The 15,024-nt window shown below is 73.0% G+C and carries 17 protein-coding genes; 6 read left to right on the forward strand and 11 right to left on the reverse strand.

The window, feature by feature from the left end:
* Together ACZ6RT_RS23240 and ACZ6RT_RS23245 are read left to right on the forward strand one after the other, a co-directional pair.
* Entirely contained in the window at nt 1-486 is a 486-nt protein-coding gene (locus ACZ6RT_RS23240; protein WP_470156017.1) for a hypothetical protein, read from the forward strand.
* A gap of 162 nt (nt 487-648) precedes the next feature.
* Complete coding sequence (locus tag ACZ6RT_RS23245; protein WP_470156019.1) at nt 649-1,311, forward strand: O-methyltransferase; 663 nt, start codon at nt 649-651, stop codon at nt 1,309-1,311.
* A 62-nt stretch (nt 1,312-1,373) separates the two neighbouring features.
* Here the strand turns inward: ACZ6RT_RS23245 and ACZ6RT_RS23250 are convergent, their stop codons facing one another.
* From ACZ6RT_RS23250 to ACZ6RT_RS23265, 4 genes are read right to left on the reverse strand one after another with little or no spacing between them, the layout of a single operon-like run.
* A complete protein-coding gene (locus tag ACZ6RT_RS23250; RefSeq protein WP_399191613.1) occupies nt 1,374-2,006 on the reverse strand; it encodes a hypothetical protein in 633 nt (210 codons plus the stop codon).
* 3 nt (nt 2,007-2,009) lie between these two features.
* On the reverse strand, nt 2,010-3,212 hold the full coding sequence (locus ACZ6RT_RS23255; RefSeq protein ID WP_470156021.1) for a hypothetical protein: 1,203 nt from the start codon (nt 3,210-3,212) through the stop codon (nt 2,010-2,012).
* Between the two features lie 44 nt (nt 3,213-3,256).
* Entirely contained in the window at nt 3,257-3,715 is a 459-nt protein-coding gene (locus ACZ6RT_RS23260) for a hypothetical protein (protein WP_470156023.1), read from the reverse strand.
* Nucleotides 3,712-5,424, reverse strand: a complete 1,713-nt coding sequence (locus ACZ6RT_RS23265; RefSeq protein WP_470156025.1) for a hypothetical protein — start codon at nt 5,422-5,424, stop codon at nt 3,712-3,714. The genes ACZ6RT_RS23260 and ACZ6RT_RS23265 overlap by 4 nt, the downstream gene beginning before the upstream one ends.
* Nucleotides 5,425-5,566: 142 nt before the next feature.
* Here ACZ6RT_RS23265 and ACZ6RT_RS23270 point away from each other — a divergent pair, with 142 nt between their 5' ends.
* Together ACZ6RT_RS23270 and ACZ6RT_RS23275 are read left to right on the forward strand one after the other, a co-directional pair.
* Nucleotides 5,567-6,262, forward strand: a complete 696-nt coding sequence (locus ACZ6RT_RS23270) for a response regulator transcription factor (RefSeq protein WP_470156027.1) — start codon at nt 5,567-5,569, stop codon at nt 6,260-6,262.
* Entirely contained in the window at nt 6,255-7,349 is a 1,095-nt protein-coding gene (locus ACZ6RT_RS23275) for a sensor histidine kinase (RefSeq protein WP_470156028.1), read from the forward strand. The genes ACZ6RT_RS23270 and ACZ6RT_RS23275 overlap by 8 nt, the downstream gene beginning before the upstream one ends.
* An 82-nt stretch (nt 7,350-7,431) precedes the next feature.
* Here ACZ6RT_RS23275 and ACZ6RT_RS23280 read toward each other — a convergent pair whose 3' ends face one another.
* Entirely contained in the window at nt 7,432-8,376 is a 945-nt protein-coding gene (locus ACZ6RT_RS23280; RefSeq protein ID WP_399191601.1) for an NADP-dependent oxidoreductase, read from the reverse strand.
* Nucleotides 8,377-8,695: 319 nt separating this feature from the next.
* Here ACZ6RT_RS23280 and ACZ6RT_RS23285 point away from each other — a divergent pair, with 319 nt between their 5' ends.
* Both ACZ6RT_RS23285 and ACZ6RT_RS23290 read left to right on the forward strand, forming a co-directional pair.
* Nucleotides 8,696-8,884 (forward strand): NmrA family NAD(P)-binding protein, encoded by a 189-nt coding sequence (locus ACZ6RT_RS23285; RefSeq protein WP_470156031.1) that lies wholly within the window; start codon nt 8,696-8,698, stop codon nt 8,882-8,884.
* 14 nt (nt 8,885-8,898) lie between these two features.
* The gene (locus ACZ6RT_RS23290) at nt 8,899-9,159 is read left to right on the forward strand and encodes a hypothetical protein (protein WP_470156050.1); all 261 of its coding nucleotides are present in this window, start codon (nt 8,899-8,901) and stop codon (nt 9,157-9,159) included.
* Between the two features lie 9 nt (nt 9,160-9,168).
* Here ACZ6RT_RS23290 and ACZ6RT_RS23295 read toward each other — a convergent pair whose 3' ends face one another.
* The 6 genes from ACZ6RT_RS23295 to ACZ6RT_RS23320 form a co-directional block, all read right to left on the reverse strand.
* A complete protein-coding gene (locus ACZ6RT_RS23295; protein WP_399191595.1) occupies nt 9,169-9,741 on the reverse strand; it encodes a TetR/AcrR family transcriptional regulator in 573 nt (190 codons plus the stop codon).
* A 12-nt stretch (nt 9,742-9,753) separates the two neighbouring features.
* Complete coding sequence (locus ACZ6RT_RS23300; RefSeq protein WP_470156033.1) at nt 9,754-9,888, reverse strand: hypothetical protein; 135 nt, start codon at nt 9,886-9,888, stop codon at nt 9,754-9,756.
* 139 nt (nt 9,889-10,027) lie between these two features.
* Entirely contained in the window at nt 10,028-11,722 is a 1,695-nt protein-coding gene (locus tag ACZ6RT_RS23305; protein ID WP_399191591.1) for an amylo-alpha-1,6-glucosidase, read from the reverse strand.
* Nucleotides 11,723-11,755: 33 nt separating this feature from the next.
* The gene (locus ACZ6RT_RS23310; protein ID WP_470156035.1) at nt 11,756-12,574 is read right to left on the reverse strand and encodes a carbohydrate ABC transporter permease; all 819 of its coding nucleotides are present in this window, start codon (nt 12,572-12,574) and stop codon (nt 11,756-11,758) included.
* On the reverse strand, nt 12,571-13,539 hold the full coding sequence (locus ACZ6RT_RS23315) for a carbohydrate ABC transporter permease (RefSeq protein ID WP_470156037.1): 969 nt from the start codon (nt 13,537-13,539) through the stop codon (nt 12,571-12,573). Before ACZ6RT_RS23315 ends, ACZ6RT_RS23310 begins: the two co-directional genes overlap by 4 nt.
* A 10-nt stretch (nt 13,540-13,549) precedes the next feature.
* The gene (locus tag ACZ6RT_RS23320; protein WP_470156039.1) at nt 13,550-14,836 is read right to left on the reverse strand and encodes a sugar ABC transporter substrate-binding protein; all 1,287 of its coding nucleotides are present in this window, start codon (nt 14,834-14,836) and stop codon (nt 13,550-13,552) included.
* Between the last annotated feature and the right edge of the window lie 188 nt (nt 14,837-15,024).

Raw genomic sequence — 15,024 nt, forward strand, 5'->3', positions numbered from 1 at the left:
GTGTCGCCGCCGGTCGTGACGGCCCTGCGGACGCAGTCGCGGAGCAGGGCGCGGCGCCGGTCGTGCACGTCCTCGGGTTCCCGGTCGTCGGCCGCGTACACGTTGCTGACCGGGGACCAGGCCGGGCAGGAGAACTTCTGCCACTCCTTCCCGACCCTGACCTACGGCGGCACCGACCGTGAGGACGGGTCGACCACCCTGGGCGGCTACTCCCGCGAGTACGTCGTGCGCGAGGCGTTCGCCTACCCGCTACCCTCCGGCCTCGACCCGGCCGCGGCCGCCCCGCTGCTGTGCGCCGGCGTCACCGTGTGGGAACCCCTGCGCTCCCTCGGCGTGGGTCCCGGCAGCCGCGTCGCCGTGGCCGGGCTCGGCGGCCTGGGCCGACAACGGCATCGCCACCGACGTCGAGGTGTTCCCCTCCTCACAGGTGCACACGACACTCGACCGCCTCGGGCGCAACGACGTCCGCTACCGCTTCGTGCTTGACGTGTCCGACCTGGACTGAGACGGAAGAGATCGTCGAGGCGCCCGGCCGCAGGCGGTCCGGCCGCCCGGGGAGGGAGCCCACGTGCGTGCTCCCGAGCCGTCCGTGCCCCGGCCCCGTTGGGTAAGGTCGGCGCCAGGACCGACCCGGGGGGACGTCAGGCGATGTACGAGTCAACGGAGCAGTGGCGAGCGGTCGACGACTACTTCGTCGCCACGCTGGTCGACGAGGACGCCGCTCTGGCACAGGCGCGGCGGTCCAGCCGTGACGCCGGTCTGCCCGACCACGAGGTGGCGCCCAACCAGGGCGCCCTGCTGTCGCTGCTGGCCCGCATGTGCCGGGCACGCCGCGTCCTGGAGATCGGTACCCTGGGCGGTTACTCGACCATCTGGCTCGCTCGTGCCGCCGAGCACGTGACCACGCTGGAGGCCGACGCCGAGTACGCGCGGCTCGCCCGGCGCAACCTCGAACACGCCGGCGTCGCCGATCGGGTGGACGTGATCGTCGGCGCGGCGGCGGACGGCCTCGACGAGCTCATCGCCCGCCGGGCCGAACCGTACGACCTGGTGTTCATCGACGCCGACAAGCCGAACAACCCGCGCTACCTCGAGGCCTCGTTGCGCCTGACCCGTCCCGGCAGCGTGATCGTCGCGGACAACGTCGTCCGCGACGGAGCGGTCACCGATCCCGGCAGCACCGACGAGCGTGTCCGGGGGGTGCGCCGCTTCCTCGAACAGGTCGCCGCCGACCCGCGGCTGGACGCCACGGCCCTGCAGACCGTCGGGTCGAAGGGGTGGGACGGCTTCGCCCTGGCACTGGTCCGGTAGCCCGGCCCGGTGCCGTCCCGGCCCGGGCCGGGAGTCGTGCGGCCGCGTACGGCGAGCGCCCGTCAGACGCCCATCGCCTCCAGGCGGCGGGAAGGGCGGTGACGACGCCAGGCGACGACCAGGAAGGCGGCCGGGACGACGACGGGCAGGGCGCAGACGGCCCAGCTCAGCGCCGGCGGCGGGCCGGGCTGGTCGAGGACCGTGATGTCGTCCAGGGTGCCCGTTCCCCGTCCCCGGGGGCCGTCGACGGTGAAGGTGAGGCTCCACGTCCCGGCCGTGGGCAGCGACTGGATGTCCAGGCCCCACACGTCCCGTTTACGGGGATGGCGAGAGAGCGGAGCCGCCCCGCGCATCGTCCCTTCCATGCCGGGACCGGTCATGGCGAGGGTGCCGGACTTGCCGGCCAGTCCCCCCTCGGGGGCGAAGGTGAAGTCCAGCGACCGCATGGCGCGCAGCGGCCACGTGGAGAACCCCACGGTCAGCCGGTACGGGCCGGCCTGCACCCGCTCGGTGTGCACGACCTCGACCGGCGCGTACACCTGCTCGGGCTCCGCCCGCGCGTGCGCCAGGGCGGACGGGGCCCAGATCACGGCTCCCAGGACGCACACGGCGACGAGCAGGGCGCGGACGCGGCGCCTCGGCGCGGAACGCGCGGAGCGGACCGGCCGGGGCCGCGGATACGTGCGGACGTTCACGGGTCAGCGGCCTTCCTGGTCGGCGGCGGGGGCGTTGAGACGCAGCAGTACGGCGAAGCGGGCCGCGAGGTAACCGGCCAGGGCACCGCACACCAGCCCGAGGAGCACCGCGGCCAGCACCGCGGCCGGCACCGCGGTCGCCGACGTGGTGGCCCGGCCCATCGGCCCTCCACCGGCCCCGGGGCGGAGCATCGACGCCTGGACGAGCATGGACAGGCTCACCACCACGCCGCCGACGGCGCCGGCCAGCTGCGGCAGCCGACGGGCCGACCAGCCCCGCCCGCGCCCCAGCCGGAGCAACCCCTCGATCACCAGGGCCGCGGCGAGCATGAACATCGGGATGCCGGCCGGGAGCTGGGGCGCCATGTCCGGGAGGTTGTCCCGCAGCGGCAGGCCGACGTGGTCCGCGTAGACCCTCGTGGCCCACGGCGAGAACGACCAGAGGAACAGCTGCAGGACGCCGAGGACGATCGCGATGGACAGGGCCACGCGCGGGCGACGCAGGGTGATCGCTCCCAGGAGCACGAAGCAGACGGCGAAGAAGACGGTGCCCGCGAGGCCGGGGTCGACGGGAAGGGGCAGCCTCCGGAAGGCGGACGTGATGATCGGGGTGAACGTCATCAGCACGGCGATGCCGGCGACGAGGCCGATCCGCCCCCAGAGCCGTGCTCGGGCGGCGGAGAAGACGATGACGCCGCCGACCATGGTCAGGCTGATGGAGACGAACAGGGCGACGTGCGGCGGGGAGTCCAGTACGGCGTCGAAACCGTACAGGGAGTGCCACCACAGGTCGAACAGGCCGTAGAGCAGGAACGACGCGGCGCCCGTCCCGGCGACGAGGTATCCCAGGGGCGCGGTGAACGTGCCGCCGAGAACCCGGACCGGGCCGCCGCCCGCGGCCGGGTCGGCGGGGCGCCCGGCCCGCTGGGCGAAGGTGGCGCGCAGCACCATCACCAGGCCGGCGATGCCGGCGACGGCGCTGCCGGAGTACAGGATCAGGTGGGGCAGGGTGAAGAAGGTGTCCGGGCCGACCTCGATGTGCCACTGCACGTCCCAGCCGAGGCCGGCCGTCGACAACAGCGTTCCGGCCAGCACGGTGTACGCGCCGGCCACGTCGGCCACGCCGGCCGTACCGGCCACGCCGGCCGTACCGGACGGTGGCCGGCCGGACGGGGCGGGCCCGCCCGGACCGGCCGGCACGGACACGGGAACAGGATCCATCGGACATGCCTCTCTCGCGAAGGGGTGGGTCAGGGGGAGACCGTGAGCGGGAAGACGAGCCGCTCACGGGGGCCGTCGCCGTCCACGGTGACCAGGAACTCCCACCGGCCGGGCATCATCAGCGGAAGGCCGTCCACGTGGTGGACGTCGCCGGAGACGCGTACGGCGGGAAGTCCGGGTACCGCGTGGCCCGCCGTGGGCAGCACCGCGGAGACCGTGACGGCCGGTGGCGGCCGCACGGCCGCGTCGCGCGGTTCGAGCCGGACGTCGACCGCGGTGACCCCGGTGACGGGAGCGGAGACCGTCAGGGTCACCACGTGCCGGGCCGTGCCGCCCGTGAGGGTCACCGCGCCCCGCGGGGCGGAGCCGGACGCGGGCCGCGTCCCGCCCGGCCACGGCTCCCGCAGGGCGTGAACCGACAGCGCGGTGAGCAGGATCGCCGCCACGATCGTCGCGGCCACCAGGATCCGCAGGCCGGAGAGGCTCACGGGGCCTGCTCCGCACCGGCGACGTGGAGCAGGTAGGGGACGGTCAGGATCGTGTCGTCACGCTGGGCCTGGATCCACACCCGGTAGTGGCCGGCGGCCGGGAAGGTGTGGACGAAGGTGATGTCGGGGCCGTAGGCGGCGACGGTCTCGTCGGCGACGCCGTCGGCGGAGGCCGGGCCGCTCATCAGGTGCTTCTGCGGGGAGGAGACGGAGGACGGTCCCGGCGGCGCGTGCGCCCCCGCGTGTGCCCCCGCGTGCGGTGTCCCCGGCGTCTCCGGTGTCCCCGGCGTCCCCGGCGTCTCCGGTGTCTCCGGCGTCCCGCTCGCGTCGCGGGCACCGGCCGGCAGCGCGCCCATGGAGTGGGAATGGGCCCACAGCTGGGCCTTCTGCGTCTGTTCCCCCACCGTCCCCGCCGCCCCCGCCGCCGCGGGGGAGAGCGGGCCGACGACGACCAGGTGGCCGAGCATGCCGAGCCAGGGCTGCAGGGTCGCCGTGTCCCCCACGCGGGCGGTCAGGACGGTGGCCTCGCCCGCCACCGGCGGCGACACGGTCAGCCGCACCTCGACCCCGGCCACGGTCCGCACGCCGGTCCCCGCCCGCACCGGGGCGTCACCGGCCGTGGCCGGTGCGCCGGCGCCGGGACCGGGCACCGCGTCGATGCCGGTGGCGGAGCGCAGCTGCTGGACGCCGCCGCCACGGCGGGCGAACTCGGCGGAGACCGCGTAGTGGCCCGCCTCGGACAGCGACAGGGAGACCTCGAACACGCCCGGCCCGGTCCGTACGGGATGCAGGTGCCACAACCGTCCCGAGGGGCCGATGACCAGCAGGTGCATCAGCGCCCCGTCGTGGACGACGACGTCGTCCGCGGGCAGGCCGGTGGCGGCGTCCGACAGGGTCAGCCGCAGCTCGGCGACCTCGCCGGCTCGGTCCGTGGAGGACGACAGCAGCAGCGTGGCGGGCGGGCGCGAGTGGTCGCCGGCCGGCCGCCCGGCGGCGGCGTAGGGATCGTCGACGCCGTCGATGGTGGCGTCCACCTGGCCGCCCTGGGACGGCGGCGGCGGCAGCCGGGGCGACAGGAGCGCGCCGGTGACCGCCACGGTCAGGCAGGCCACGAGCCCGCAGGCCGGCACCAGGGTCCACCGGCCGCGGCGCGCGCGTACGGCGACCAGGACGGTGACCAGGATGAGGGCTCCGGCGCCGGAGAAGCCCAGGTAGGCGGCGGTCTCCGCCGGGGAGGTGGCCTGCTTCGGGACGACGAAGGGGATCGTCGCGACCCTGTGCCCGTCGCCGAGCGACAGCTCCCACGGACCGGCCCGGGTGACGTCCAGCACGGCGGAGTGGGTCCGCGGCCGGTCGCCCAGGGTCACCACGGCGGTGTCCGCGACCGTGCCCGAGGCCGAGGCGGCGGAGGCGGACGCGGAGACCCCGGTGGGCGTCACCGCGAGGTCCAGGGTGCCTGCGGGCGTGCCCGTATGCGTGATCACGTCCACGTGGAGGGGGCCGGGCACCCCGGTGACCCGTCGCAGGACGACGGTCAGCTCCCGGTCCCCGAGCGTCTGGGCGACGTGCACGTCGCCGCCGTCGCCCGGGTCGGCCCCGGCCGGGGGGCTCGTGGCGACCGTCAGGGCGCAGGCGCTCAGCAGAACGGCGAGCGCGGCACCCAGACGCGGACGTGAGGCGGTGTCGTCCATGTCATCCATGTCGTCCATGGACGCGGCAGAGGATCCGGCCGGTCGTCGTTCGCGCTGGTTCGCTGCGGTTCATGCCTCCAGCCAAGACGGCGCGGTGTTGCCGGCGCGTATGCGGTTTTCGATATGCCGGCGATACGGTCCGGCCGGTAACGTCGGGAGCATGCGGGTGCTGATCGTCGAGGACGAGCCCTATCTGGCGGAGGCCGTCCGCGACGGCCTGCGCCTGGAGGCGATCGCCGCCGACATCGCCGGTGACGGTGACAGCGCCCTGGAGCTGCTGAGCGTCAACGCCTACGACATCGCCGTCCTCGACCGCGACATCCCCGGCCCCTCCGGCGACGAGGTCGCCGCGCGCATCGTCGCCTCCGGCAGCGGCATGCCGATCCTCATGCTCACCGCCGCCGACCTGCTCGACGACAAGGCCTCCGGGTTCGAGCTCGGCGCCGACGACTACCTGACCAAGCCGTTCGCGCTGCGAGAGCTCGTGCTCCGTCTCAGAGCGCTCGACCGCAGGCGCGCCCACCACAGACCACCCGTGCGGGAGATCGCGGGCCTGCGGCTGGACCCGTTCCGCCGCGAGGTCCACCGCGACGGCCGCTACGTCGCGCTCACCAGGAAACAGTTCGCCGTGCTCGAGGTCCTCGTCGCCGCCGAGGGCGGTGTCGTCAGCGCCGAGGAACTCCTGGCGCGGGCATGGGACGAGAACGCCGACCCGTTCACCAACGCCGTGCGCATCACGGTCTCGGCACTGCGCAAACGGCTCGGCGAACCCGGCATCATCGCCACCGTGGCCGGTGTCGGCTACCGCATCGACACGGCACCCGGCACCGGGCGGGCGGCGGGGGAGCGTGGATAGGGCGCCCGGGCCGAGCGTCCGCCTCAGGCTCACCCTCAGCTACGCCGGGTTCCTCATGCTCGCGGGCACCCTGCCGCTCGCCACCGCGCTGGTCTACGTCCTGCAGGGCCTGCCCGGCCGCGCGATCCACGCCAACGGCAGCTTCCTGATCGACCGCCCCCTCCTGCTGGGCTCGTTCGCCTCGGTCGCGGCCGTCGTGCTGGCGTTCCTGCTGGTGTGCGGTCTCGCGGGAGGGTGGATCCTCGCCGGCCGCATGCTCGCGCCCCTGACCCGCATCACCGAGGCCACCCGCGTGGCCACGAGCGGATCGCTCTCCCACCGGATCCGCCTGGAAGGCCGGAGGGACGAGTTCCGCGAGCTCGCCGACGCCTTCGACGCCATGCTCGCACGGCTCGAGGCGCACCTCGCCGAACAACGGAGGTTCGCGGCCAACGCCTCCCACGAACTGCGCACCCCGCTGGCGATCACACAGGCCCTTCTCGACGTGGCGCGCGACGATCCGGCGCGGGACCACGGCGAACTCGTCGGCCGCCTTCACGCCGTCAACGCCCGGGCGATCGACCTCACCGAGGCGCTGCTCCTGCTCAGCCGCGCCGAGCAGGGGTCCTTCACCCCAGAGCCCGTCGACCTGTCCCTCCTCGCGGAGGAGGCCACCGAGACGCTGCTCCCGCTCGCCGGGAGACGCGGCGTCACCCTCCACGTCTCCGGTGACACCGCCCCGGCCGCCGGGTCGCGGGCGCTGCTGCTGCAGATGACGACGAACCTGGTGCACAACGCCGTCGTGCACAACCTGGCCGGACAGGGCACCGCGTGGGTCACGACCGGCGTCCGTCCCGGGGCCGTGGTGCTCACCGTCGAGAACACCGGCGAGAGACTCGCCCCGCGGTCGGTCGCGACGTTCACCGAACCGTTCCAGCGCGGCACCGGACGGGTCCGCGACGACCACGCGGGCGTCGGCCTCGGCCTGGCGATCGTCAGGAGCGTCGCGCACGTGCACGACGGAACCCTCACCGTCGTCCCGCGCCCCGCGGGCGGGCTCCGCGTCGTCGTCCGGCTGCCCGCCCCACCGGTACCTACGGCGGGATGACCGGGCCGGAGCCGAACGTCCTGTCCGCCGGCGGCTCCGGCTTCGCCTTCCGGGCGCTTCGCTCCATGGGGACGTGAGGGGGTCAGGCGGCCGGCGCGAGGACGACGACCTTGCCGGACACGGCGCCGGCCGCGGCTTCCGCGTGGAAGGCCGGGAGGTCCTCGAGCCGGACGCGGCGGCTGACGTCGATGTGAAGCTCGCCCCGGTCGACCGCCGCCACGAGGCCGGCGAGCTGCTCCGCGTCGCTGCGGACGTAGAGGTTGAGCCCGCGTACCTGGCGTGCCTCGTCGCTCGGGGCCTGCATCCACACCGTGGTGTTGACCACCGTCCCGCCGGACCGTACGAGGGCGACCTGGTCGGCGAGCTGTGAGGGCTCGATCGGTGCGAGGTTGAGCAGGAGGTCGACCGGCAGGGTCACCGCGTCCGTCACGTCGGTCGCGGTGTGGTCGAGGATCTCGTCGGCGCCCGCGGCCCGGACCCGGTCCGCGCTGCGCGGGCTGGCCGTGGCGATGACGTACGCGCCGGCGTTCTTCGCCAGCTGTACCGCGTAGGCGCCGACGGCGCCTCCGGCGCCGGTGACGAGGACGCGTTGCCCGGTGGTGAGCCGGCCGAGCTCGAACAGTGCCTGCCATGCGGTCAGGCCCACCAGCGGCAGGGCGGCCGCGTCGGCGAGCGGCACGTTCGAGGGCGCGGCCGCCAGGATCCCGGCGGGTGCGACGACGTACTCGGCGGCCGCGCCGTCGCCGATCATCGGGAGGAATCCGACGACCGGGTCGCCGACGGCCACCGTGTCGACGCCGTCACCGAGGGCGTCGACCGTTCCGGCGACGTCGATGCCGGGTGTGTGGGGAAGCGTCACCGGGAAGGGGCCCTGGAGGCCGCCGCCGCGGATGCCGGCGTCGACCGGGTTGAACGACGTGGCCGCGACCCGGATGCGAACCTCGCCGGTGCCGGGGACGGGGAGCGGCACGTCCTCGTAGCGCAGGACGCCGGCATCGCCGTACTCGTGGAATCGCACTGCCTTCATGGCGGGCTTCTTTCTTCGACGGAGCAGTTATGCTTCGGATTCGAAGCACTTTGGTGAGATGAAGCTAGCACTGCTTCGAACTCGAAGCAAATGCGGGTACGACGGGACCGGGAGGCGTCCCCCTCACTTCGACCCCCGGACTCGGTGTGTAACGCGCGTTGATCCAGGTCGGCGGCCTGTGTGGGGTGGGATCATCCGGGCGGGCCCGAGGGCGGCGGTGCGGCCGTCCGAGTCCGCGTCGACGGGCATGGGCCCAGCATAGGGGAATAACGGAGGATTTCCTCCGGTTAAGCTGTCATCTTCTCGGATTGGACGACCCATGACTGATCTTCAGCAGCCCGTCGCCGTGATCGGTGCGACCGGACAGCAGGGCGGCGGCGTGGTGGACGCCCTGCTCGCGCAGGAGCAGGCGGTCCGCGCCCTGGTCCGCGACGCCGAGGGCACGCGCGCACGTGCCCTGCGAGCCCGCGGCTTCGCGACATCGGCGCCGCCGCCGCGCGGCTGCTGATCGCCCCCGATGCGATCGACGGTGAGGCGGTCGAACTCGCCGGCGACGAGCTCACCATGGATCAGGTGGCCGAGCGGGTCGCGTCCGGGCTCGGCCGGCCGGCGCGGTACGAAGGGCTGCCGATCGACGTGCTCGGTGACGACGAGGACATGCGGGCGATGTTCCGGTGGTTCGCCACCGTCCCCGCCTACCGGGCCGACTTCGACCTCACGCGCCATCTCGTCCCCGACGTCGAGGCATGGGTGTCCGGCCAGGGGCCCGCGCGCCGGAGCTGACGCGCCGGGCTAGACGCGATCGGGCGCGATGCCGCGCAGGAACACCGCGCGCAGCTCGGCGGCGGCCTCGGCCCAGCCGGGCACGTTCGACATCGGCTGGGCGAGCATCGCCCCGAAGCGCACCACGGTGCCCGCGGTCACGTCCGTGCGGACCGAGCCGTCCCGATGGCCGCGCTCGAGGATGGCGCCCATGGTCTGCTGCATGCGCGCGCGCAGCTCGGCGGACTCGGTGCCCTCGGTCATGGGCGCTCCGTGGAGCGGGAGCACCAGTTCGTCGCGATGGGCGAAGGTCCGATGGAGGAACCGGCTGATCGAGTCGTGGCCGGTGCCGCCGGAGCTCAGCGCGTCCTCGGCCTCGGCCAGGATCAGGCGGTAGGCGCGGACCGCCATCGCCTCCAGCAGCGCCTCCCGGTTCGGGTAGCGGCGGTAGAGCGTCCCGATCCCGACTCCCGCCTCGGCCGCGATCTGCTCCAGCGGGACGAACCTGCCCTCGGCCAGCCCCGCACGCACGGCCGCGGCGATCAGCCGCTCGGCGTTCTCCGCCGCGTCCTTCCGAAGCCTGCGCGTCCCCGAGGAGGTCATGGACAACGCATCCTACGCGAGCGGAAGTGCCTGGTGCACGGCGGATCGGACGATCAAGGAGGCGCCGGACGGGGGATCGAGCCCGGCCCGGTCGGCCTCCTCGTGGCGCAGGTCGACGGTGAGGCCGGCCCGGTAGCCCTCCAGCATGGCCCGTACCGCGTCGGGATTCCCGGTGGCCGCGCGGAACTCGTCGTGTGCGTCGCGAACGTCACGGTGATGCGGGACAGGTGCTCGCTCAGGGGCGGGCAGTCGATGGACGCCGCCCGGGAGACCGCGCCGGGCCGGTCTACGGCGTGCGGCGCAGGTGGGCGGCGGCCAGGATGAGATACGCGCTGGCCGTCCAGGTGTAGGCGCGGTCGCGCAGGCCCGTCCCGATGCGGGCGTCGAAGTTCTCCGCGAATCCCGACTTCTCGCACAGGGCGCGGAACCGGGCGCTGATCTCGTCGGCGAGGACGGTCTGACCGGCCCGGCGCAGGCCGTCCTCGATCAGGACCGTCGAGGGGGCCCAGATCGGGCCTCGCCAGTAGCCGTCGTCCCGGTAGTGCGGTGAGGCCGGCAGTTCGGTGGCGAGCCCGTACTCGGTCAGATGGGTCGTGATCCTGGCGGCCAGGACCGTCCGGACGTGCCGGGGCAGCTCCTCGCCCAGCACGATCGGCATCAGGTCGAGCAGGCTGCTGCTGGTCCAGGTCTCCTGCGAACTCGCGCTCCGGGTGACGAAGCGGTCGCCGCGCCACAGCCGGTCGAGCATGGCCCCGCCCATCCGGTCGGCCGCCCGCGACCAGCGGACCGCCTCACCGGGCAGGGAGAGGTCGCCCGCCAGGCGGGCGAGCGTGCGCATCTGGAGGATCAGGAACGACGCCAGGTCGGCCGTCTCGACGACGCGTTCGGGCGCGAACGTGGTCGCGTTGTCCCATCCGCTGTCGTTGCCGTGCTGGTAGTGGGCCAGTTCGTGGCCGGGCACGCGCCGGGCGGTGAGCCAGAAGGTGGTCCACCGTTCGAGCAGGCGGTAGACGCCGGCTCGTTCCGGTGCCGGCAGCGGCGGGAGGTGGCGCAGGACCCAGCCGTGGATGGGGGGCTTGACGAAGTTGTACAGGACCTCCGAGTGGGTGATCGAGTCGGGCAGCGCGCCGGTGGCCTCCTGGTGGTCGAAGGGCAGGTGGAACTGGTCCCAGGCCAGCGCGGGCAGGCCCTCGGCGAGGGCGATGGCGTTGAAGCAGTGGTCCCAGCTCCACACCTTGTCCATCCAGTGCTTGGACATCAGCACCGCGGTGCGGGTGACGAACCCCGCCGGGCGTACGGTGGCCGACCACAGCACGTAGGCGGCGAGTTCGGCGGCGGGGGTGCGGTCGTCGCGCCAGGGGGCCACGGCGCCGAGGTAGTCCTCGTAGTCGCGCCGGGCGGCGCCGGCCACCTGCTCGAAGTCGCGCCCGCCGGTGTACGGGGCGCGGGCGGTCTCGAACTCCTCGATGGCGATCTCCCACACGTCCCGGTCCCCGGTGACCACGACGCCCCGCTCGACGGTGCCGAGTTCCTGCGCGCCCAGGTGTTCGGTGATCCGCCCGGCCAGGAGCGTGACGCGGTAGCGGCGCCCGGTCTGGTAGACGGTGAAGACCGCGGACCCGTCCCGGGGGTCGCGGAAGAAGTAGGGGCCGCTGAACGGCGTCAGGACCGGGTCGGCGGCCAGCAGCCGCAGGTCGACCCCGTGCCCGCGCACCCGCACGGTGTCGGTGTCCTCGTAGGCGAGGTCGATCCGCCCCGGGGCGCAGTCCCAGGTGAGCCGGTGCGGGGTGGCGGTGACGATGCCGTCGGCGCTGGGGACCAGCCGCAGGACGGGGTGCATGCCGGTCTGGTGGGAGACCAGGTGGACGTCCCGGGCGTAGGTGTTCTCGCCGACGACCGGCGAGAAGCCGAACCAGGAGCCGCGGAAGCTGAACGGGATCTCCCGCAGGGAGAACACCGGGCCGGTGACGGCGGCGGTCATGAAGGGATGGTCCTTTCGTGCGGTGGAGCCCGGTCAGTTCTTGACGGCGCCCGCGGTCACGCCGGCGGTGACGTAGCGCTGTGCGACGACGAGGAGCGCGACCGCGGGTATCGACGCGACGACGGCGGTGGCCATGATCGCGTTCCACTGCTGGTTGTTGTTGCCGATGTAGCGGTAGATGCCCAGGGTGATCGGCTGGTGGTCTCCTCCGCTGTCCAGCGTGCCGGCGAAGACGAAGTCCGACCACGCCCACAGGAACGCGAACAGCGACACCGTGATGATCGCGTTGCGGCTGACCGGCAGGACGATCGACCAGAAGGTGCGCGCGGCTCCGGCGCCGTCGACCCGGGCGGCCTGGAGGAGTTCGTGCGGGATGCCGGACATGAACGTGGTGAGGACGAGGACGGCGAAGGGGACCGCGAGGGTGGAGTCGGCCACGATCAGCCCGGGGAGCGTGTTGAGCACGCCGAGGTTGAGGTACATGGCGTAGAAGCCCATCGCCATGACGATCCCGGGGATCATCTGGGCGATCAGCAGCGCGAAGCTCAGCGCGCCACCGCCGCGCGGGCGCAGCTTGGCCAGCGAGTACGCCGCCGGGGCCGCGACCGCCAGGGTCAGCAGCACCGTCCCCAGCCCGACGACCAGGCTGACGCCCAGGTAGGGAAGCTGCTGGTCGAGGACCGCGCGGTAGCCGTCCAGGGTGGCGTCCACGGGGAACCACGACGGCGGGCTCCTGCGCATGTCGCGGTCCCGGGTGAGCGACACGTTGATCATCCAGTAGACCGGGAACAACATCACGCCGGTCAGCGCGAGCCCGGTCGCGGTCTTCCACCAGCGGCGCGGGGATCTCATGAGGGGTCCTGCCTTCGCTGGAGGCGGATGTAGAGCAACCCGAAGATCAGCGCCGTCGCGATCAGGATGTTGCCGACCGCGGCTCCCGGGCCGAAGGCCGGCACCTGGTTCCCGAAACCCAGCCGGTAGGACCAGGTGGACAGGGTCGTGGAGGAGCCGCTCGGCCCGCCCTTGGTCATGATCCAGATGATGTCGAACACCTTCAGCGTGTAGACCAGCCCGAGCAGCAGAGTGATCGCCGAGACCGGCCGCAGCAGGGGGAGGGTCACGTTCCAGAACCGCTGCGGGCCCGACGCGCCGTCCAGGGCGGCGGCCTCGTGGACGGAGGGGCTGATCGACTGGAGCCCGGAGTAGAGGATCACCAGGTTGAACGGGACACCGATCCAGATGTTGGCGGCGATCACCGACCACAGCGACCAGTCCGGTGAGGTCAGCCAGTTGACCGGGCCGGCACCGAACGCGCCGAGCACCGCGTTGACCACGCCGGAGTCGCTGTTGAGCATCCAGGCCCAGGTCGAGGACGACACGATCAGCGGGAGCAGCCACGGCACCAGGAACAGGGCGCGCAACGTGGCCGACAACGGGAAGTGCGTGACGAAGAACAGGGCCAGGGCGAGACCGACGGTGAACTGGAAGGCCAGTGACACCACGGTGAACACCACGGTCTGCCACAGCGCGGGCCCGAACGTGGCGTCCCCGATCACTTCGAGGTAGTTGGCGAACCCGGTGAAGGGCGCGTCACCCCGGACGAACGAGCGCACCGTGTAGTCGCGCAGGCTCAGCTCCACGTTGCGGAACAGGGGATAGGCGTAGAACAGCAGCAGGTAGGCGACGATCGGTACCAGGAAGGCCCGTGCCGCCCACCGGTCCGGCCTCCGCGGGGCCGCTCTCCGGCGACCCGGCCCGTCCGGTGCGGGACCGGCGCCGGCAGGGGCCGGGGTGGGGGCCTGCGCGATTCGGCTCATGGCGCGGGCCTTACCGGATCGCGGCCGCCGCCGCGGCCTGCGCGTCGGCCATCGCCCGCTCGGGGGTCTTGGCCCCGCTCAGCGCCGCCTGCACCGCGCCCCACAGCGGTTCGGAGATCTTCGGATACCTGGTGCCGAGGTCGTCGCCGGTACGGCCCTTGGCCGCCTTGACGGCCTTGACCCACACCGCGAGCTTGGGGTTCTCGCTGCTCTGCCGGGTCTGGACCTGCTCGGTGGGCGCGATGTACGACAGCGCCGTCGCCGTGGCGAAGGAGTTGTCGGTGCCGGTCAGGCACCTCACCAGCTTCTGCGAGGTGGCGTAGCGCGCCGTGTCCTGCTGGACGGGGACGCTGACGAACTCACCGCCCGTGGGCGCCGCCGCGGTCCCGCCGTCCTTGGCCGGCACCGGGATGACGCCGTACGCGAAGCCGGTCTCCTTGGCGCCGGCCAGTTGCCAGGTGCCGTTCTCGGCGAAGGCGTACTCGCCGGTGGCGAACTCCTGCCAGCTGGTGGTCTGCGTGTTGTTGATGACCGAGTTCGGGGCGAGCCCCTTCTTCAGCCAGCCGGTCCACAGCGCCACCGCCGACACGCCCTGCGGCGAGTCGAGTTCGGTGAGCTGCGCGCCCGAGCCCCAGAACCAGGGCAGGAACTGGAAGCTGCCCTCTTCGGTGCCGATGGCGGAGAACGTGATGCCCTTCCTGCCCGCCGCCTTGACCTTCTCCAGGGCCGCGGTCAACGAGGCCCAGTCCGTGACGGAGGCGATGTCCACCCCCGCCCTGTCGAGCACCGCCTTGTTGTAGTACAGCGCCAGGGTGTTGGCGCCGATCGGGACGCCGTAGGTGTCGCCGCCGCTCTGCCCGGCCGCGAGGAGGTTGGGCGAGATCGCCGAGATGTCGATCTTGTTCTCCGCGGTGGTGGTGAGCACGCCGGCCTCGGCGAGCGTCGACACCACCGGGTTGTCGACGACGAGCACGTCGGGGGCGGTGCCCTGCTGCGCGGCGAGCAGCGCCTTGTTGGTCAGGTCGGTGGTGTCGTAGCCCGTGCGTTCGATCGTCACACCGGCCTGGGTGCCGCAGGTGTCCAGCAGCCTCACCCAGTCGGAGGTCCCGTCGTACTGCGGATAGGGGTCCCAGACGGTGTACGTCCCGCCGCCCGCCCGGCCGGGGTCTCCCGTGGCGCCGGAGGTGGGGGAGGTGGTCGAACAGCCGGCCAGGCAGCCGGCGGTCAGAAGGGCCAGACCCGCGCCGAGGGTGCGCCTGCTCGATCCCGCTGATCCCGCTGATTTCGATGCTGACATGGCTCCGGCCGTCCTTTCGGGGGCGGGGGATGGGGACGTTCGTCGTTCGCGCCGTGCCGGCCTTCGTCGGCCGGTGTCACGCGCCTGTTTCCGCTAGGGCGTGTCGTCAAAGTTTCATAGCCACATCAGCAGTGACGCGAGGGTGACTGCGGCCTGGTAGGACTCGGCGGTCTTTTCATACCGGGTGG

It is taken from the genome of Streptosporangium sp. NPDC050148 (assembly GCF_055586505.1).